We start from the raw sequence: 20,056 nt of genomic DNA, 5'->3' as shown, positions 1-20,056 counted from the left end.
TGCCTGTTCGTGCTCTTCGCAGTCGATCCATTGGCTTGCACGTTCCTTTTGCTGTAGCTCGCGGTCGTTGGTCCTTTGGCAGCAGCGGATCTGACGTCACGTCACCCCGACTGTCGCCTCGCACACGGGGGCGTGCGAGGCGACAGTCGGGCGAAGCGCCGGTTCATCCGTCTTAGGCGTAACCACGCCTGGTCCGGGGCTTGATCCGCTGCCAATGGGGTGTGATGCGTCGAACCGGCGATTGGTTCGCGCGAACCCCTGACGTCCTTGGAAAAGAAGCGCATCAGCCGGTTCGACGACCGACCTGCGTGAGGCAACAGGGGGCGAGGTCCCGCGAGGACGGCGCTGACGCTGTCGGCCGGCGGCACACGGCGGCAAGCCTGGATGCCCCGCGTGCCAGAGGTTCTGCCGGGCGCCCGGTAGCGGCCGGTGAGCAACTCGCAGGTCCCGTTGAGTGCTTGGGGAGCACCTTCCGGGGATGCGTGGCACACGACTGAGGACGTCGCTAGGCGGCGTGCGGCGAACGGCAGCCTGCGCCCGTTCCGTTGCGGCCGGGTCACAGCCCGAAGCGCGGCGGAGGGCAACAAGGACGAGCGGTACGGCAGAGGCGGTCGAGGAGATCGGCGAACAGGCCGGGGAAGGCGGGTGAACCGGCCGCGGAGGTCACATCCTCGGGCCGACGCCACGGCGGCGACACCTGGTCGGGCGGTCGTTGTCCGCGGGGCTGCCCTCCACGGGGCCGCCGACCAGGAGGCGGCCCCGGCAGCCCCGCGATTTCTGTACGTACCACGCGGGCCCGGCCATGGTCAGGGATCTGACGGGCCCTTGAGACCTCAGGGCCTCACTGGCCGAGCGACTGTTCGCGTTGCTTGGTGACCTGGTCCGTGAGATCACCGGTGTCGGCGGCCGGCGGGGCGGTGATCTTCTTCGTCGTGCCGAACCGCAGGAAGTCCATGGTGTTCGTCAGGCCGCCGCCGCGCTGTGTGACGCGCACCGGGAGGTTCTTGGCGTCGACCCAGATGTCGACCGTCGTCTTCCCGCTGCCGGCCTTCGGAGCCTGTGCGGGGGACTTCTTCCCCTGGGTGGCGACGTTGGCGATCGACAGCGCCTTGACGCTGCCGCGGTAGTGGGTGGTCTTCCGGCCGCGGATGGTCTCCTCGCCGACGTCCTTCACGTCTTTCGAGGCACCGATGTTGCGCAAGCCCGCCGTGGGGTCCGCGTCGGCCTCGATGGCCTTCGCTCCCGACGCGCCTGCCACAGCCGAGACGTCGATGCGCATCCAGTGCTTGCCCTTGAGCGGCCCGGCCTGCTGCGGATCGATCCCGTAGAAGTACGCCCCGTGCACCAGCTTCATGGTCGTGGTGGGGGCGTCCTGGAGAGCCTGCATCTGCGCGCTCGCGGTGTCCATCTGCACGTCCATCGCCGCGCCGTCGCCCCAGGAGTACGTGCCGCGCATGGTGATGGGCTTGCCGCCGGTCACGGTGGTCGTCGACTCGACCTCGGCCGAGCCGAACTTCGATGCCTTCTCCGACGCGCGGGTCAGGGTCGACATGATCGTGTGGGCGTTGTTGACGGCGTCGGCGGTCTTCTTCTCCACTCCCGCGCCGCACGCGCTGCTCGCGGCCAGCGCGATGACGGTCACCCCGGTCCACGCCGTCGCCCGAATGTGCTTCATGTGCCCCGCTCCAGTTGTGTGTTTCTTGTGATCATCGTGAGAAGGGGACTTTAGCCGGGACCGGGCGTCAGGCCGGATCCGGGGTCGGGCGGAGCAGCGCACGGGCGGGTGGAGGCAGCGGCATCGGTCTGTCCGGGCTGTCTCCCGTACCGCCGACGGCACGTGACATGCCGTCGGCGGCGCCACCGCTGCCGGCGCTGACGCTCACGGAGACCGCAGGCCTCGGACTCGCGGGACTCGCGGCAGCCGGCGGACCCTCGACGGCGACGGGACGCTCCCCTGAGACCCACGGCGCATGCCAGGCGGCCGATGCCACATCCTTGTGCCGCAGTGCGTCACACCCCACCGCGCGGCGGGTGCCGGGAGCCGGGCAGCCGCCGTCGGTCGCGGCCCCCTCGTGCGGCGGCGCTCCGCGAGGTCACAGGATCTCCTCCTGCCGGTCGGTGGCTTCCCTCGGTGAGGGCAGAGGGCCGGCTGCCGACGGGGAGAGGCCGTACTGGGCGGCCTGGGCTGTGTACATCTCCCGGTAGACGCCGCCCTCGCGGCTCATGAGCTCGTCGTGGCTGCCTGCCTCCGCGAGGAGGCCCTGGTCCAGGACGTAGATGTGGTCGGCTTTCGCGGTGGCGGCCAGCCGGTGCGTGACCAGCACGACCGCGTGACCGCGCTCGGCCAGTGACCACAGGCCTTGGAAGGCGGCGATCTCCGCGTGCGGATCGAGGGCCGATGTCGGCTCGTCGACCAGGAAGAACGGTGCGTTGCGGTACCGGCTTCTGGCCGTGCCCAGCTTCTGCCACTGTCCTCCGGAGAGCTGGACCCCCCTCTCGTAGCCCTTGAAGACGATGGAGTCCCATCCGTGCGGAAGGCCCTCGACGAGGTCACGCACGTCGGCTGCCTGCGCGGCCTCGGTGACACGGTCCATGTCGCGCGGGCGATCACCGAGGCCGATGGCGACGTTCGTCGCCGCGGTCATCTCCCAGTGCGGAAAGTCCTGCGCGAGGAGGCCCACGTGGTCGAACACCTGCTGCCGGTCCGCCTCACGCAACTCCACCCTCTCCCCGGGCGCCCCCGTCCACCACACGTTCCCCTCGGTGGGCAGCAGCAGCCCTGCCAGGATCCGGGTCAGTGTGGTCTTGCCTGAGCCGTTCGCGCCGACCAGGGCCGTCACCTCGCCTCGGCGCACCGAGAGGCTCACGCCCTTCAGCGAGGGCGACGAGGCGCCCGGGTAGGAGAACGTCACATCCTCCACGTGCACGCCCGACACGTGGGCCGGGAGAGACGTGCCGGTGCGGGGGATGGCGTGCCGGGCGGCCAACTCGGTGGCGTCCTTCGTGTCGGTGAGGAACAGCATCTCCTCGTACAGCCGATTGACCTGCTGCACCAGCGACGACAGCCGTGCGGTGGAATTGCGGATGGCGATGACCGCGGTCCCGGCGACGGCCAGGGGCAGGCCCCCACTGCTCAGCAGCCACCACAGCAGCCCGTAACACGCCACGGACGCCAGCCCGGAGAAGACCCCGGCGACCAGGTCGGTCTGGGCCTGCGCCCGTGCCAGGCGACGCTGCTCCGCTTCCGTCTGCCGGGACATCTCTCCGTAGCCGGCCAGCAGTTTCGCCCCGGCCGCGTGCGCGCGGATCTCCCCTGCGGCGTGCGGACGCGTCAGGTAGGCCAGCAGCGAGGAGATCGCCCGCCGGTGATCGACCCAACTCAGACGGGACGTGTACTCGCGGCGAGCGGAACGCACCGCTCCCCAGCCCTTGGGCAGCGCGATGGCCAGCAGCATCGGCAGCAAGAGGGGGTGCAGGGAAGCCAGCACGACAGCGGCCGCGACCATGCCGATCAGGACCTGACCCACGCCCACGGACAGCCGCAACATGTTGCGGGCGGAATCCGTGCCGAACTTGCCGGCCTCCAGCACCCGCTGGACCTCCGGCTGTTCGGTCGCCTCCACCTCGACCCGGGTGACCGCCTCGTAGTAGCGGGCGGATACCGCCCGCTCCACCTGCGGCTCCAGCCGCCCGGACATCGACATCGACCACGCGGCCAGCAGAGCCGAACCCACCGATACCACCGCCAGCCACACCAGCGACGGCAAGGCTTCGCGCAGCTTGTCAGCAGTCGGGCCGGCGGCGAACAACCGCGCGAGAACGCCGTTGACCGCGACCAGCCCCCACGCGGATGTCACACCCTGCCCGAGCTGGGCCGCCACAACGCCGGCCAGCGCCCGCCGATCGACCTCCCACCCGATCCGCAGCACGCTCCCCGACATACGAGGCAGGGCCGCCGCCATCTGCGCGAACCCCATGCGTGTCAACGCGACTTCATGTCGCACGAAGCTCTTGTCCCACCGCAGCCGGCCGCCATAGAGCTCCCGTTCCGCCTGGGAGATCCCACCGGTCCCCGGCTCCTGCTTCCTGGCCGCCTTCATGATCCACATCCCTGATGCGGGCGAGAGTACCGGCACTGTTCGAGTTCGCTCAGGATGCGCACGCAATCCACGGGTTCCTCCGTCTTGGCCGTTGAGAGGTACTGGTGCACGGCATAACGAGGCGGTGCCGCATGCGAACGCAGTCTCTTTCGGCCGTAGTGGAGGCCGTGCATCGCAAGGGGCCCCACGTCCGCGATCGCCGGGAGGGCCACCGTCGGGGTGCTCCGTGTGGCCGAATCGCCGGTGAGTGAAACGTCTGAGGCCTACGGGTCCCATGAGTTCGGGAACGAACGATTCGACGTGCGAAAGGTACGCATGCGGGGCCTGTTGGGCGCGGCGCGATGACGACGTGGCGGAACCTACCGCGCGGGGAGCGTGCGCCATGACGGTGGTAGCCACGCCCGCTGTGCTGTTCGCGGACACGGCGTGGTGGGGGGCGTCGCACGGGCGGCGCCCCCACCACGGGGAGATCAGGCCCGCGGGTCCAGGCCGTTGGCCTGTGCGACGCCGCCCGGCCAGGCGAGGGACGGCTTCGGTGTGCGTACGAAGGTCCTCCGGTCCACGGCGACCAGGCCGAAGGTGGGCCGGAAGCCGGACGCCCACTCGTAGTTGTCCAGTGGGCTCCAGCGCGGGTAGCCCTCGACCCGCACTCCGTCCGCGACGGCCGCGTGCAGGTGTGTTCCAGCGCCCGCGCCCGCCCGACGGAGCCTGCTCCGGGCGGCCCTTGCGGGGGCGACCCGCGGCTGAGCGGCGGGTCTCCAACTCCCCGCCGCCGCAGGAGCCTTGCGTGCTGGTGTCAGGGCGCCAACCGGGTGTTCGGGCCGAGTTCGAAGATGCCGTAGGAGAATCCCGCGGCCCGGATACCGGAGGCCGTCACGTCGACTCCGTGGACGGCCAGCGGCCGGAGGAGGGCCCCGGAAACGGGCGGGGGGGAAGTCGCGGTCTCGCGGCGCCCGTTGATGACCACGAGGTGCCGCTCGCCCCGGAGATAAACGAAGGGATAGTCGCGGTGCAGCACCCGCACCGAGCCGCCGGTTCCGAGGGCGGGCGTCGCCTTGCGCAGCGCGATCAACCGCCGGACGTGGTGCACGAGGGAGTCGTCATCGGCCTGGGCGGCGGCCACCGAGGGACGGCTCTCGTCCGGGTCGACGGGCAGATAGAGCTCGTCCGGACTCGCGGCGGAGAAACCGGCGTTGGCGGATTCGTCCCACTGCATGGGCGTGCGGGAACCCTGGCGGGCCTCGGAGTCGAGCTGGCTCCCTTCCTTGTCCGGCAGCCCGGGTACGTAGCGCATGCCGATCTCGTCGCCGTAGTAGATGACCGGGAGCGACGGCCAGGTGAGCTGGAAGGCGAAGGCGGGAGCGACCATGTCGCGGGTGCGGGGTCCGCAGGTCAGGCGGGAGAAGTCATGGTTGGCGGTGGGCAGGGCGACATGGCCGGCTCCGTCGATCGCCTCGTCGGCCTCACGCCAGGCGTCCAGGAAGGTGCTCATCGTGCCCCGGCCGTCGGGGTCGAAGTAGCACGGTCGTCCGTCCGCCCATGCCCCCTGGCTTCCGGTGCCGTTGTCCCAGAGGGACCGGAGTGCGGGTCCGGTGAAGTGGAGGAAGAAGTCGGCGTGGAACCCCGCCGGTACGGCCGTCTTCGGGTCGCCCCATTCGGACAGCAGGATCCGGTCCGGGTGGGCCCGGTCGATCCACTCCCGCATTTCAGCCCAGAGCCGGCCGGTCTCGACCAGCGCGGGGTCGTCCTTGACGAGGGAGGCGGCCATGTCGACCCGGAAGCCCGACACGCCGCGGTCGAACCAGTGCCCCATGATCTCGCGCATGGCGGCTCGGTTGGCCTGTGGACCCTCCGCGCCCACGGGCTGCCGCCAGGGCTCGGCCGAATCCATCCGGGCGTAACCGAAGTTGAGGGCGGGCTGGATCGGATAGAAGTTGGCCAGGTAGTAGCCGCCGCGCGCGGCGTGGTTGGGGATCCAGCTGCGCACCGGCGTGGCGATGCGGTCGGACCAGATGTAGCGGTGGTCGTCCGGATCATCGGCGGACTCCACGAACCAGGGGTGCCGGTGGGAGGTGTGCCCGGGGACGAGGTCGAGCATGATCCGCATTCCGCGGCTGCGGGCGGCCTCGATGAGCGCGTCGGCGTCCTCGTTGGTCCCGTAGCGGGGGGCGATGCGCAGATAGTCGGTGATGTCATAGCCGCCGTCACCGAAGGTGGAGGCGAAGCAGGGGCTGAACCAGAGCGTGTCGACGCCGAGCCAGTCCAGGTAGTCGAGGCGTTCCAGCGCCCCGGGGAGGTCGCCGACGCCGTCGCCGTCGGAGTCGGCGAAACTCGCCGGGTAGATCTGGTACAGCACGGCCTCGGAGAGCCAGGACGGCGGGTTTCGGTGTGTGTTCACGGTTGCCTTGTCTTTCCGTTGTCCGTTGTCGGGCCAGGTCGAGTCCCTGCGCGGCCCCGGCCCGGGGCGCCGCCCGGAGTGGCCTCTCCCCACGGTCGACAGCCGTGAGCGTTCGCAGGGGATGGGGAGGGGAGGATTTCCGGGGCGGCCCGCGGTTCGCACCAGCCGTTTCGACACCGCACGCGAGCCCCTTCCTCAAGGCTGCGATTGTGTGCGCACAGGTAAGCGCATACAAGGCAGTGGGGGCTGTCGAGGAGCCCACGCCGGGCGACCGTCACCGGTGCCCCGCCGCGCTCGGGAGCCGGCTGCCCGTCACCGCGTCAACAGCCCCGCGGGGGAGTGGACCCGGTCTCGCCGCGACCGGAAGAGTTGAATGCGCAGCCCTGCACTCTTCGGAGCTGGAGCTGGAGCTGGAGCTGGAGCTGGAGCTGGAGCCGGAGCCGGGACCGAGGACCGAGGACCGAGGCGGAGCCGGGGACCGAGGCGGCACCGTCGGGCCTCGGAAACGCCTCCGCCTCGGCGACCTTCCGCAGCGAACCGCCCCGATCGAACCCGCCCGCCCGGATCACCGCTACGAGCGACAGCCCCTGCGCGGGAAGGCGCGCCCCAAGGTCCCCACGGCGGGGGCTCGTCGGCGTGCCGGCCCCTCAAGGTCGGTACTTCGACGCCCTGTTGGCCCGCGGAGCCCCAAGGGCGAGCGCCGGACGCGTCAGGGAAACGGCTCGTCCCTACACGACCGTCAGTACGATCTTGCCTTGGATATGCCCTCGTGCGGCGCGTTCGTGCGCCGCGCGGGCTTCCGCGAGCGGAAAGGTGCTGTCGATCCCGACGTCGGGCCCGCCGGAAGACGCACTGGTGGCCTGGCTGCGTGACTTCGTCGCCTGTGCACGCAACTACCGCGGTGCCATCGCGTTGATGGTGACGGCCATCGAGGACACGCAGTCCGCCCTTCACGCTTCGTGCGTCGCGATGCGCGCGGCCGGCACCCGACTCCTGGCCGGCGCTCAGGCCGAGGGCGCGGCGCGAACCGACATCGACGGCACCGACCTGTTCGCGCTGGCGGGGTCTCTCGCCTGGCTCGGTGATCAACCGTCGCTCGCGCCACGTGCCGATCACCTCTTCGGGGTCATCGTGGGCGCGATCCTGACCAGCTCGGCGAGCACCGGTACCGGGGGAGAGCCGCCCTCGGGCCCGTAGCTGAACCCGTGGAGCAGCGGGCAGGACGACGATGGTCCCCGGCGTCCCTTACGGGAGGACGGAGCTCAGCCCGGCGTTTTCTGCCCCAGCTCCTGCTCGACCCAGATCGTCTTCCCGTCCTCGCCGTAACGGGCGCCCCACCGGCTGGCCAAAGTGGCGGCGATGAGCAGTCCTCGACCGCCCTCCTCCTGCGCCCGTGCGTGTCGCAGGTGCGGGGAGGTGGTCGAATCGTCGGAGACCTCCACTGTCAGTTTCTCGCCGCGGATGAGGCGGACCCGCGGGTTCCCTGTGGCGTGGCTGAGGACGTTCGTCACCAGTTCGCTGACGACCAACTCCGTGGCGAACACGTGGTCGTCCAGATGCCACGCTTCCAACTGCTCGCGCGCTCGTGCCCTGCTGTCCGCGACGGCGGCGCGGTCCCGTGGTGAGATCCAGGACACGTGGTCGTCCGGGGCGAGCCGTTCGACCACCGCGGCGAGGAGGGCACCGCCGTCGGGGGATCGAGCGTCCATGAGCGCGTAGACGACGTTGTCGCATGCCGCCTGCGCGTCTTCAGCCGACGCGGCGGCCGCTCGCTCCAACAAGGCCAAGGCGTCGTCGTCGCGCGTCGGATGGAGCATTGAGGCCGAGTAGAACGTCAGCAGCGTGTGCGGCTCCAGAGTGGTCCGGGTCACCTCGTAACTGGCGTGATGGCCAAGCCGCGGCCCGATGGGGAGGGCGATGGGGGCCGTGGTGCCGTCCGGAGCCGTCACGAGCGGCGCCGGCCAGTCCGCGGAGGCGATCGTGATGCCTCCCTCGACGGGGTCGTAGATGGCGTACATGCAGCAGGCTTCCTCGACGCCCGTGTCCGCTTCCGTCTCCACGGACGCCTCGTCGTCCTGGTGGATCCTGTGGGTGACATCGTCCAGGTGAGCCAGCAGTTCGTCCGGCGCCAGGTCCATCTGGGCCAGCGTGCCGAAGGCCGTCCGGAAGCGCCCTATGTCCACCGAGGCCCGCAGGCCGTGCTGCGCGATCCGGCCCATGGCCACGCCCACCCGGGCGCCGGGCAGGGCGAGCACCTCGAACCAGTGGGTCTGGTGGACGCCCGGTCGCCAGAAATGAGCCGTGCGCACGGCGGGCATCTGGGGGATGCCCTGGGGCAGCAGTTTGCGCTGCAAGGTCGTGGCGTTGGTGAGTTCCCGGTTGTACCGGCGCGCGTTCTCCACGTGGATGGCGGCTCGGGCGGCGATCTGCTCGGCAAGGGCCAGGTCGTGGCGGTCGAACGCGGTGGGGTGCCGCGGGCTGCGGTAGAGGCAGACCAGGCCGAGGATGCGCCCCTGCTGCACCAGGGGGGCGAGGATCATCGAGTGCACGCGCGCGGCGCGCAGGATGCCGGTCCTGGCGGTGTCGTACATGTGCCAGTCCGACGGGCTGCCCTCCGGATCCACCAGGCGCGGCTTCGTGTCCGCCAGCGCCTGGCTGTACGGGGTGGGGAACGCGAAGTGACTGGGCTCGCCGACGGCGTACAGGCTCGTGAAGCCGGCGGCGGTGACGAACGCCGCCCGGCGCAGAGAGGCCGTGCTGCTCAGGGGAGGAAGCGGCGGCTCATCGCCCTGGAAGACGGCTTCCACCAGATCTACCGTGACGATGTCGGCGAAGTCCTCCGTCGCGACCGAGGCCAGTTCCTGGGCCGTCTCCATGACTCCGAGCCCTGTCCCCACCTTCTTGTGAGTCGCCGCGAGCAGTCGCTCCGCGTCCCTGGAGCGGACACTCTCGGTGATGTCGTGGATGATCGTCGCGGCACCGACCACGGCCGAGCCGTCGTGCAGGGGAAGAGTCAGTACGGAGTAGATGTTCCGGCCTTTGCGGACGTCCCGTACCACGACCGGGTTCGCACTCCCGGCCCGCTCGGCCTCCATCGCCTGTTCGACCAGCCGACTCAGCGGGAGCGTCGGGTCCAGTTCCGCCGCGTTCCGGTCGACGACCTCGCCGGCCGGTATCCCGCGGATGGCGAGGGTCGCGGGGTTGCTGCGCAGGACGGTGAGTTCGGTGTCGTACAGCTCAAGGCCCGCGACCGCGTTCTCGAACGCCGACGGCATGTAGGCGCTCTGCACGCGAGCCGTTCCGGGGCTGGACGCCGATCCGACCGCGGAGATCACGGTGTCCTCGCCGCTCCGCCAGGCGTCGAACTGAAGAACGGGTGAACCGTTCGCCTCACCCGCCTCCAGCAGTCCCCGCATCGCGGCCAGCGCCGACCGTCCCACGGCGTCGTCGAGGCCGGCCCCCAGGAGTTCCTCGCCGGCGGCCACGGCCGTCACCAGCCCGCGGGCATCGAAGCTGAACGAACTGCTGCCCGCCACCTCGGATCCTCCCTCCGCGCGTCGCGCGCGCCCCCGATCCCCCTGCGGTTCCCGTACTCCGGGACGGCTGTTCAGTGGACTGTGGCGGCCCCTTGTGGAGATGGCCTTTCGGCGTCGTGGAGCGACACGCCGCAACGAGCGGGACCCGTGGTTCTCCCGGCCCGATGCTGCCGTCCCACCATTGTCTGGCCCGGGACACCGGCATGCACCTTTGTCCGGCCCGGGACGCCCGCAAGCGGCTTCCGGTGCCGTCACGACGCCACCGGCCTGTTCGTCGAAGGAACTGTCGCGCCCGGGAGCGCCGAGGACGCCCCTCCGTGCCGGCTCGCGGAAGCAGTACAGCCGGCCGCCATGGTCCGGCGGCCGCGCGGCTGCGGGATGGTGCCGGGCGGCAGCGGGGTGGGCGCCGCGCGGATCAGCTGGTCTCGCGGTGGATCAGGCGGTGGGGGGTGGTGACGTGGCGGGCGGGCAGCGCGTCCAGACGTCCGTAGAGCCGGTCCGCGATCAGTTGCAGACTCCGGTCCGCCAGGGCGTCCTTGTCGGGGGAGACGGTGCTGAGGCCGGGGGTGGCGTAGCGGCCGTCCTCGATGTCGTCGAAGCCGACGAGGGAGAGGTCCCCGGGTACGCGCAGTCCGGCTTCGAACGCGGCGCGCAGGGCTCCGAGCGCGAGTTCGTCGGTGAAGCAGAACACGGCGTCCGGGGGGCCCGGCAGCTCCAGCAGCAGCCGCATGGCCCGGTGCCCTTCCGGGCGGTGCAATGAGGTGACGTCGACCTCGTACGCGGGCTCGGGGCGTATCCCGGCCTCTTCCAGGGCTTCGCGGTAGCCGCGCAGGCGCAGGGCGGCCGTACCGTTGCACAGCGTGGGCTGGAGGCCGATGGCGGCGGGGCGGCGCGCACCGCGCCCGATCAGGTGCCGGGTCGCCTCGCGGGCGGCCGCCACGTTGTCGATGGCCAGGTGGTCCGCGGTACCGCCCGGGTCGATCTCACCCAGCACCACCACTGGCGTGGTGCCCGCCAGCCGGCCGATCTCGGACGGCGCCAGCGACCAGGGGCTGATGATGAGACCGTCGACCACATGCCCCTCGGCGCCGGACAGGAGACGCCGTTCGCGCTCGGCCTGGCCCGCCGTCTGGTCGATGAGTACGGTCCAACCGCGGGCGTGCGCCTTCTCGATGAGCAGGCCGGCGAGTTCCCCGAAGTAGGGGGAGCCGACCTCGGGGATCACCAGCCCGATCTGGCCGGTGCGTCCCTGGCGCAGGTAGCGTGCCGCGAGGTTCGGGCGGTAGCCGGTTTGGGCGATCGCGGCGAGGACGCGTTCCCTCGTTGCCTCGGCGACGGCCGACGGGTTGTTGACGACGTTGGAGACCGTGCGGACGGAGACGCCGGCGAGCGCCGCCACGTCCTTCAGCTTCGAACCCACCCCGGTTCCCCCTCCTCCCGCGCGGACGTCGGGACCGCCGTCATTCTACGGTCGGTCGAAAAAACAGCCGGCGGGCTATTGCAACGTTGCAATCAACGTTGCAATCTTATATCCGCCGACCACGACTTCAAGGAGGAACGCCATGGCAGCTCCCACGTCCCCCGTACCCCATCGGATCAGCGGTGCGCGAGAGCCGGAGCCCGCGGAGATCGAGGACGCCTTCCGCGCTCTCTACCGCGACGGGATCACCGCCCGCAAGGGAGCGTTCGCCCCCGAGTTCGCCGACCGGCTGCGCGAGGACATCGAGCGGGCCTTCGACGACGCCCGGACACGTCCGGACGGCGCCGTGGGCCGGGGCCCGAACCGGTACTACGTCGAGATCCACCCCGAGCAACTGCGTGACTTCGTCGAGCTGGCGGACCACCCCTGGGTGCGCTCCGTCTGCCAGGCCGTGCTCGGCCCGGACTACCGCATCGTGGAGCTCGGCTTCGACGTCCCCCTGGAAGGCGCCGTCAACCAGCCGTGGCACCGGGACTTCCCCTCGCCGGCCGCCACCCGTGAGGAACACCGCCTCACGTCCCTGGCGTTCAACGTCACCGCCGTCGACACCGCCGAGGACATGGGTCCGTTCGAGATAGCCCCCGGCACCCAGTGGGAGACGGGAGCCGAGTTCGACCACGGCATGTTCCCCTCCCGGGACGCCTTCCCCGGCTACGAGGCCCGCGCGGTACGCAAGTACCCGCGCCGCGGCGACATCTCCGCGCGATCGGCCCTCACCATCCACCGCGGTACCACCAACCATGCGCCGCGCCCGCGTCCGGTCCTGGTCCTCGGTGTCGACGCTCCGGGCGCCGGCAACGACGCGCAGCACGACATGGCGTGCGGCCGGGCCTACTGGCAGGCGCTCCCCGAGCGGGTCCGCGCCCACCTGACCTGCCGGGTCGTCGACACACTCGAACCGGTCGTGCAGCAGCACACCATCGAGGGACTGGTCATGGGGGACGCCTGAGCGGCGGCCCGCCCACCCGCGCAATCCGCGAACCCGCGAAGGGATCCCACGTGACCACGCTCCACCCGGGCGGCAGCGCCGCCGCCCGGAACAGCCCACCACAAGCACGGCCCCCGGTACTGCTGTTCGCCGTGGCCGCGGTGTCCGCCATCGGCGGCCTGCTCTTCGGCTACGACACCGGCATCATCTCCAGCGCCCTGCTGGACCTCGGGCGTGACCTCCACCTGTCCACCGGCTCCCAGGAAGTGGTGGTCAGCGCCATCCTCGTCGGCGCCATGATCGGGGCCCCCGTCTCCGGCCTGCTCAGCGCCAGGCACGGTCGCCGTCCGGTCGTGGCGGTCCTGGCGCTGGTGTTCGCCGCCGGTGCGCTGGGCTCGGCCCTCGCCCCCGACACGGTCGCCCTCGTCGCGGCCCGGCTCGTCCTCGGCCTGGCCGTGGGTGCCGCGTCCAACACCGTCCCCGTCTACATCGCGGAGACCGCCCCGCCCGCGGTCAGAGGGCGGCTGATGGTTCTCTTCCAGCTCATGGTCGCCATCGGCCAACTCGTGGCCTACCTGGCCGGTTACGCGCTGGCGGGCCCCGGCGGGTGGAGGTGGATGTTCGCCCTCGCCATCGTTCCCGCCGTCGTGCTGGCCCTGGGAATGCTTCCCCTGCCCGAGAGCCCCCGCTGGCTCATCGGCGCGGGGCGCACGCAGCGCGCCAGGGACGTCCTCGTCCGCCTGCGCGGACCCGGGGCGGACATCGACGGCGAGGTCGCGGCCATCACCGACCTGTGCCGCGCCGAGAGCGGGGGCGCCCGCGGCCTCCGGGCGACCGCGCGCTCGCTCCGCGCACGCTGGCTCAGGCCGGCGTTGCTCGTCGCTCTGGGAATCGCCGCCTTCTCGCAGCTCACGGGCATCAACGCGATGGTGTACTACGCGCCGTCGATGCTCGCCCACGCGGGATTCGGCTCGTCGAGCGCCCTGCTCACCGGCATCGGCATCGGGGTCATGCTCGTCCTGGCGGGTATCACCGGTGTCCTGACCGTCGACCGGGTCGGCCGGCGGCGCCTGCTCCTGTGGACGCTGCCCGCCTCCGGAGCGGCCATGGCGCTGGTGGCCGTGGCGTTCCTGCTCCCCGGCTCGGCCGGGCAGCGGTGGACGGCCGTACTCGCCCTGTTCGCCTACATCTTCTTCAACGGCGCCGGTATGCAGACCGCCGTCTGGCTCATCGCGCCGGAAGTCCTGCCGCTGTCCGTCCGCGGGCCCTCCACCAGCATGGCCACCGCCTCCGTCTGGGGCTTCGACCTGCTGATCGCACTCACCGCGCTCACCGCGTCGCAGACGTTCGGCCTGACGGCGACCCTGCTGCTGTACGCCGTGATGAACGCCCTGTGCTGGATCTTCGTCCGACGGCGGGTGCCCGAGACCGGAGGCCGCTCGCTGGAGGACATCGAACAGCAGTTGCGCCGCGCGGCGGCATGACCCGCCCGCGTCGGGCGTGCCGGCACCGAACGCCCGACGCGGGCGGTGCGGGCGAATCCGCGTCCGCAGGCCGCCAAGCCCCCGGAGCGCCCCTGCCGCTGCCTCGGCGGTGGTTGAGGTTTACGCGGTCATTCCTCCAACCACTCTTCGCCGTCCTCCCCCTCGATGAATTCCGCGAAGTCCATGTTGCCGATCTGGAGGTTGGCGGCCATCGACCCGACGTCGCCGCACGGGAGGACGGCGCATTGGCCGGGGACGTCGTACAGGTCCACGACGGTCAGGGGGCGGCCGGGCCCGGCATACGTTCCGGCGTCGACGAGCACGACCAGTGTGGTCTCCTCCTCGGGCGGGACGAGCGCGGGAACCTCGGCCGGGTGGAGTCCGTTGTAGGCCCGGTCGTCGACGACCAGCGCCGTCAACGGGTAGTGGTCCATGTCTATCCCGTCCGGGTCCAGGTCCGCGCCGACCCAGCCGTTCTCGTCGACGCCGCCCAACTCGTCGAGCAGCGCGCGCCAGCCGTCCTCGTCGTCGAAGGAGGTACGGACCAGCAGGGCGGCGTCGGGGGAGGGCAGAGCGGGGTAGGAGCGGCGCGGTGGTGCCGTCGGTGTGGGGAAGGCGGGCCGGCCGCCGTCTCCCTGGTACGTGCCATAGATGTCCATGTCACGAATCAAGTCGTCGAACGTGAGCGTGGTTTCCAGCAGGCCGGCCAGGACCTCGCCGAGCCGGTCCGACGGGATGCGGACGCCGCGCCCGGGTGCTACCACCAGGTCCACCAGCAGCGGCCCTTCACCGCCGTACACCAGCGAAGGGTCGGCCAGGACGGCCACCGGCGCACTGCCGTCGGCGTCCGCGACGAGCGCCGGTACGTTCCCGCCATGCAGGCTGTCCCATCCGCTGCCCTCCACCAGCCGCAGCCGCACCCCACTGTCCGGGAGAGCGAGCACATCGTCCTCGCGATGACCCCCGACCTCGTCGAGCAGTTCACCCCACAGTGCGGTGCCGTCCTCGTAGCACGTGCAGACCAACAGCACGTCACCGGAGGCAGGCTGGGGGAGTGCGGGAAAGGGCATGACTCTCCTTCAGGGGCGGGCGCCGAGGACAGCACACTAGGACATCTCTTCCGGATCCTCCTGGGCGGCATCCTCCGCCGCCCGCACCCGGTCCGGTTGCGCCACGCTGCGCCCGGCGAAGGACCGGACTCCGGCCTTGACTCCAGTTTCCTCAGAGGTAGTTGGACCTCCCTGCCGGTGAGGGGCGGGCAGCGGGTGGCCAGCAGCGCGTCGGGAGGCGTGCCCGTCATCGTGGGACGGTAGCCGCGCCGTGTCGGGATACTGGGGCGGTGAGCGACACCGGGGCCGAGTGTGAAGGGGCGATCGAACAGCTGGAGCGGAGGGTCTACCTCGGCCTGCGCGAGGACGATCTCGACCCGCGGGACGTCGTCGACCTCGCCTGTGGACTGCTCGACTGGTTCCACTGCACCGACGCCGTCCTGGAGGTCGTCGAGAGGAACCCGGCCGAGATCCCGCCGGCGGAGATGACGCTCCTGGCCCGGCGCCTGCTGGACGATGTGGGTTTCGATCCCGGCTTCGAGCTCGCTCCCGAGCGTCTGGAGACGTTGCGTGCCGCGCTGCGGATCGTCGCGCGCGACCTCCCCCTGTGGGGGATCGAGGGCGAGCCGGAGATCGAGATTCTGGAGGACTGGTTCCCGGTGGGAGCCGGGGTCCGCCTTGCCGGCGGCGAACGACTCAACTGGGCCGGCCACGTCCTGCCGAGCATGTGCGACGACGCGACCGTCGCACTGACCGCTCTCGCGATCATGGTGCAGGAGAGTCTGCTCGAATGGACCTGGCGGGTCCGGCCGGTGTGTCCCGACCATGGCCTCGGAGTGCACGGCTCGCAACGGGACGGTGCGGCCGTGTGGTGGTGCACGGCTGATGGCGGGCACGTACTCGCGCTGGTCGGCGAGCTCGCGCGCGCCCTCGGCGACCGTCGTCGTCCGTAGGGCCGACGCTGGGGGCGGGTCGTCGTGTGCCGGGAGTCTCGCGGTCGATCCGTGGGAAGGCGACGTCTGCGGCGGTGGCGCGCGGCAGGCGACGAAGGTCTGGACGACCGCTCCGGCGTGATCACCGCGTACGACCTGACGGTACCCCTGGGGGCTGTGTGCGAACGGGTACGTGTCGTGAGGGAGCGGGTCGAGGGCTGAGACGGGTTGCACGGTGCGCGGGACGGTCCGTGTTGCCTTTACGACGACGGGCGCACGGCGCGGGCCACAGGCCGGGCTGCCCGCGTGGAGGTCGTCCTTCGAGGCTCGATGTGGTGCGCGGCACCCAGTGGGCCGCGGTGGGCCACGTCTCGGTGACCGCGATGACGGGGTCGACGACGACGGGATCCACGACGCCGGCCCAGGTCCCGGTCTCAGCGACCGTGACTGTCAGGAACGCCTTGAGTGGGCGTGGGCGGGGACCGCGTGGAGTGGGTGCGGAACCAGGCGGCGGCGCGAGTGTGGAGCGCTGTTGTCCGGGAGGGCGGTTCCCGGCGCCTGCCGCGAGTGATCGTGGTCGACCACGACGGGGGCGAATGCGGTGTCCTTGGGCGTTCGAGCAACTGCAGGGAACGAGATGGGCGTCAACTGCGGGACCTGATCATGCTGCTTCGCCCCCCGCACACGGCAGGCAGCGACCCGCGGTCCACCGGCGTGGATGCGATTCCGCTTCCTTCCGCCGCTTTCGTAGTATGAATGCATGATCGCCGAAGATGTCCAGCCGCCGGCACGGGGACGGGAGCCCGAGTCCCGCCCCGGTGCAGGGCCCGACGCACTCCGCACCCCGGCGGTTGACGCGCCTGCCGACGACCCCGACCGGTCGGCTGCCGGGGGCACATCCGCCGGTCCGGAAGGCGTGGTGGAGAGCGCGGCGGCTGCGCTCAAGCCGAGGATGCGCGGCTGGCTGCACGCCGGGATGTTCCCCTTCGCACTGGCCGGCGGCATCGTCCTGATCGCCCTCGCGCATCCGGCCGGGGCCATGGCGGCCTGCTCCGTGTACGCGCTGTCGGCCTGCCTGCTGTTCGGTACCAGCGCCGTGTACCACCGCGGGACGTGGGGTCCGCGCGGGGAGGCGGTCCTGCAGCGGCTGGACCACGCGAACATCTTCCTGATCATCGCCGGCACGTACACGCCTCTGGCGGTGCTCTTGCTGCCCCCGGGCCGGCAGTTGGTGCTGCTGTCGCTGGTGTGGGCCGGAGCCACGGCGGGCATCGCGTTCCGCGTCTGGTGGATCAGGGCTCCACGCTGGCTCTACACCTCGTGCTACATCGCGTTGGGCTGGGGAGCCGTCTTCTACTTGCCCGACTTCGCGCGCACCGGCGGCACCGCGGTCGTCGTACTCATCATCGCCGGAGGGCTGCTCTACACCGCGGGCGCCATCGTCTACGGACTCAAGCGCCCCGACCCCTCACCGCGCTGGTTCGGCTTCCACGAGATCTTCCACGCCTTCACGATCGCCGCCGCCCTCGCGCACTACACGGCCATCCTCCTGGCAGCCACGTGAGGGTTGTTCGCGCCATGCCGAGCCGTGCGTCAGCGTCGAAAGCGGCCACGGCCACGGACGCGCCGCCGGGGCAGTGAACGCCCCGGCCGTGACCTGAGAGTGCGCGCTCGGACCTGCGGGCTTGTCGGGCTTCACAGGCTGCAGCCCGCTCCGAGAGGGCAGGGTGGAGAAGGCAGGGCGGAGAGGACGTCGGCTCCGGGACGTCCTGCCGGGTGCGGAGCGCCCCGCGCGGCCGTGCGTTCACCGCGATCCCGTTCTTCCCGAAGCCGGTCCGGCCCGGCCCGGACGGTCGGGTCCGCGCTCTCCTGAGCCGACTGTGTCGCGCGTCACATCGGCCTCATGTCACGTACGGGGCGGCTCCTTCCATCTGGTGGTCGTCAACAGCGGGCAGCGGAAGGCGAAGCGATGAGCGCACAGCGCACAGCAGGCAGGACGGCCACTCACCGCGTGGTGATCCTGGGGGCGGGTTACGCGGGCATGGCCGCGGCGATCCAGCTCGCGGCTCGGGTCGGGCGCCGCGACGACGTGCGGGTGACCCTGGTGAATGCGCGGGAGCGGTTCACCGAGCGGCTGCGGCTGCACATGACGGCGAGCGGGCAGCAGGTCGCCGAGCTGAGCATCCCGAAGCTGCTGGAGGGCACAGGCGCGCGGTTCGTCCGCGGCTGGGTCACCGCGGTGGATGCTGACGCGAAGACGGTGCGGATCGACGACGATCAGGTTCTGCCCTACGACACGCTGGTGTACGGGTTGGGCAGCGTGGCCGACACCGCGGCGGTGCCGGGCGCCGAGGGCAACGCGTACTCCCTGAACAGCGCCCAGGACGCGGAGATGCTGGCCGAGCGGCTTTCGCTGCTCGGCGGCGGCACGGTGGTGATCGGCGGCAGCGGACTGACCGGCGTCGAGTCGGCCGCGGAGTTCGCCGAACGGTACCCGGAGCTGAACGTCGTGCTGCTGGGCCGGCAGGAACCCGGCGCGGCCATGAACACGAAGGCCGCGGCGTATCTGCGGGCCGCGCTCGACCGGCTGGGTGTCGAGGTCCGCTGTGGGGTCGAAGTGGCGAAGGTAGTGCCGGACGCGGTCGAACTGGCCGGCGGGGAGAGCGTCGCCGCCGATGTGATCGTGTGGACCAGCGGTACGCGGGTATCGCCGCTGGCGGCCGCCGCAGGACTGACCGTCGATGAGCGTGGCCGCATCGTCACCGACGCCGCCCTGCGGTCCCTGTCGCATCCGGAGGTGTACGCCGTGGGCGACGCGGCCGCGATCCGCCAGGGGTACGGCGTCATGCACGGCACCTGCCAGGGCGGCATGCCGAGCGGTGTGCACGCCGCAGTGTCGATCATCCGCGTACTCAACGGCAAGCAGCCCAGGCCGTTCCGCTTCGGCTACTACCACACACCGGTGAGCCTGGGGCGGCACGACGGGGTCGTGCAGTTCACCCGCCCCGACGACAGCCCCCGGCGTATTTACCTCACCGGCCGTACGGCGGCCCGGTATAAGGAGACGGTGACTGCCTCGCCCTGGCCGACCTACGGCCGGATGAAGAAGATACCCGCGTCGGGCGCGTTGTGGCCCCACGGTGGCCGCTTCACCCGCGCCACCCGGGAAGCGCGGTGACCCCCCGGACCCAGGACGCCGACCAGCAGGTGTTCCAGGAGCATCGGAACCTGCTGTTCTCGGTGGCGTACCGCGTCCTCGGCAGCGCGGCCGACGCCGAGGACGCGGTCCAGGACACCTGGATCAAATGGTCGGCCGCCGACCGCTCACAAGTGACGGACCCCAAGGCGTACATGGCGCGGATCGTGTCGAATCTGGCGCTGGAACGGCTGCGCTCCACCCGGCACAAGCGTGAGACCTATGTGGGGCCGTGGCTTCCGGAGCCCATCCTCACCTGTGGGGGTGCCGCCGAGGCCGTCTTGGACGCCGACTCGGTGTCCACGGCGATGTTGGTGGTACTGGAGACGCTCAGCCCGCTGGAACGGGCCGTGTTCGTGCTGAGGGAGGTCTTCGACTTCAGCCATGCCGAGATCGCGGAAGCGGTGGAGCGTTCCGAGGCCGCGGTGCGGCAGGCCGCGCACCGTTCCCGCGAGCATGTCCGGTCCCGGCGACCGCGCTTCACGGCCGACCGGGCGCGGCAGCGGGAGGTCACCGAACAGTTCTGCGCCGCCGCGACCGGCGGCGACATCAACACCCTCATGGAGCTGCTGTCCCCGGACGTCACCCTGTGGACCGACGGTGGCGGCAAGGTCCGCCAGGCCCTGCGTCCGGTCGTGGGCGCACAGACGGTGGCCGGCTGGTTCGCGGCCATCGGCACCGTCGCCTACCAGGGCGTCGAGCCCGCCGACATGAACGCCGGACTCGTCGAGATCAATGGCGGGCCGGGCATCCTGTTCAGCGCTCCGGACCGGGTGATCGCCACCGTCACCTTCGACTTCGATGCCGAGGGCCGCATCGCCGCCATTCACAACATGGCCAACCCGGACAAGCTCCGGGCCGTCGCCGACGGCACGACGCACGATGTCCGGACGCGGTGAGCCCCGTCCGGTGAGCCGGGAGCCGGGAGCGGGGAGCGGGGAGGGGGCGGGCCG

13 protein-coding genes and 2 pseudogenes are annotated in these 20,056 nt (G+C 71.2%); 7 read left to right on the top strand and 8 right to left on the bottom strand.

The genetic code is table 11. The features are described 5' to 3' along the window. Positions 1-841: 841 nt before the first annotated feature. The 5 genes and pseudogenes from OG310_RS02050 to OG310_RS02030 form a co-directional block, all read right to left on the bottom strand. Positions 842-1,675, bottom strand: a complete 834-nt coding sequence (locus OG310_RS02050) for a hypothetical protein (RefSeq protein ID WP_329454129.1) — start codon at positions 1,673-1,675, stop codon at positions 842-844. A 418-nt stretch (positions 1,676-2,093) separates the two neighbouring features. Further along, positions 2,094-4,100 (bottom strand): ABC transporter ATP-binding protein, encoded by a 2,007-nt coding sequence (locus OG310_RS02045; protein ID WP_329454128.1) that lies wholly within the window; start codon positions 4,098-4,100, stop codon positions 2,094-2,096. A 470-nt stretch (positions 4,101-4,570) separates the two neighbouring features. Beyond that, positions 4,571-4,774 (bottom strand): family 1 glycosylhydrolase, encoded by a 204-nt coding sequence (locus tag OG310_RS02040; protein ID WP_443078813.1) that lies wholly within the window; start codon positions 4,772-4,774, stop codon positions 4,571-4,573. A 122-nt stretch (positions 4,775-4,896) separates the two neighbouring features. Then, positions 4,897-6,498: an alpha-amylase family glycosyl hydrolase gene (locus OG310_RS02035; protein ID WP_329454127.1), complete on the bottom strand. Its 1,602-nt coding sequence runs from the start codon at positions 6,496-6,498 to the stop codon at positions 4,897-4,899. A 728-nt stretch (positions 6,499-7,226) separates the two neighbouring features. After that, positions 7,227-7,331: pseudogene (locus tag OG310_RS02030) on the bottom strand (zinc-binding dehydrogenase); the annotation flags it as partial. On the opposite strand from OG310_RS02030, the pseudogene OG310_RS02025 reads away from it, so the two are divergent. Continuing rightward, a pseudogene (locus OG310_RS02025) lies at positions 7,327-7,695 on the top strand (SbtR family transcriptional regulator); the annotation flags it as partial. The pseudogenes OG310_RS02030 and OG310_RS02025 sit on opposite strands and share 5 nt — an antisense overlap. Positions 7,696-7,760: 65 nt before the next feature. On the opposite strand, the gene OG310_RS02020 reads toward OG310_RS02025, so the two are convergent. Together OG310_RS02020 and OG310_RS02015 are read right to left on the bottom strand one after the other, a co-directional pair. Beyond that, entirely contained in the window at positions 7,761-10,034 is a 2,274-nt protein-coding gene (locus tag OG310_RS02020; RefSeq protein ID WP_329454126.1) for a SpoIIE family protein phosphatase, read from the bottom strand. Positions 10,035-10,449: 415 nt separating this feature from the next. Then, positions 10,450-11,454, bottom strand: a complete 1,005-nt coding sequence (locus OG310_RS02015) for a LacI family DNA-binding transcriptional regulator (protein WP_329454125.1) — start codon at positions 11,452-11,454, stop codon at positions 10,450-10,452. Between the two features lie 142 nt (positions 11,455-11,596). Between OG310_RS02015 and OG310_RS02010 the strand changes: the two genes are divergently transcribed. After that, positions 11,597-12,463: a phytanoyl-CoA dioxygenase family protein gene (locus tag OG310_RS02010; protein WP_329454124.1), complete on the top strand. Its 867-nt coding sequence runs from the start codon at positions 11,597-11,599 to the stop codon at positions 12,461-12,463. A 50-nt stretch (positions 12,464-12,513) separates the two neighbouring features. Continuing rightward, positions 12,514-13,926 (top strand): sugar porter family MFS transporter, encoded by a 1,413-nt coding sequence (locus OG310_RS02005; RefSeq protein ID WP_329454123.1) that lies wholly within the window; start codon positions 12,514-12,516, stop codon positions 13,924-13,926. A 128-nt stretch (positions 13,927-14,054) separates the two neighbouring features. On the opposite strand, the gene OG310_RS02000 is transcribed toward OG310_RS02005, so the two are convergent. Further along, positions 14,055-14,996, bottom strand: coding sequence for a DUF6924 domain-containing protein (locus OG310_RS02000; RefSeq protein ID WP_329454122.1), 942 nt, complete (start codon positions 14,994-14,996; stop codon positions 14,055-14,057). A 269-nt stretch (positions 14,997-15,265) separates the two neighbouring features. Here OG310_RS02000 and OG310_RS01995 point away from each other — a divergent pair, with 269 nt between their 5' ends. The 4 genes from OG310_RS01995 (at position 15,266) to OG310_RS01980 (ending at position 20,002) form a co-directional block, all read left to right on the top strand. Next, entirely contained in the window at positions 15,266-15,928 is a 663-nt protein-coding gene (locus OG310_RS01995; protein WP_329454121.1) for a hypothetical protein, read from the top strand. 739 nt (positions 15,929-16,667) lie between these two features. After that, complete coding sequence (gene trhA, locus OG310_RS01990) at positions 16,668-17,471, top strand: PAQR family membrane homeostasis protein TrhA (protein WP_329454120.1); 804 nt, start codon at positions 16,668-16,670, stop codon at positions 17,469-17,471. Positions 17,472-17,876: 405 nt separating this feature from the next. Further along, complete coding sequence (locus OG310_RS01985; RefSeq protein WP_329454119.1) at positions 17,877-19,085, top strand: NAD(P)/FAD-dependent oxidoreductase; 1,209 nt, start codon at positions 17,877-17,879, stop codon at positions 19,083-19,085. Next, the gene (locus OG310_RS01980) at positions 19,082-20,002 is read left to right on the top strand and encodes an RNA polymerase sigma-70 factor (protein ID WP_329454118.1); all 921 of its coding nucleotides are present in this window, start codon (positions 19,082-19,084) and stop codon (positions 20,000-20,002) included. Before OG310_RS01985 ends, OG310_RS01980 begins: the two co-directional genes overlap by 4 nt. The last annotated feature ends 54 nt before the right edge of the window (positions 20,003-20,056 follow it).

This window comes from Streptomyces sp. NBC_01497, from assembly GCF_036250695.1.
Taxonomy (GTDB): domain Bacteria; phylum Actinomycetota; class Actinomycetes; order Streptomycetales; family Streptomycetaceae; genus Streptomyces.
This window is presented reverse-complemented; position numbering and strand designations above follow the sequence as displayed.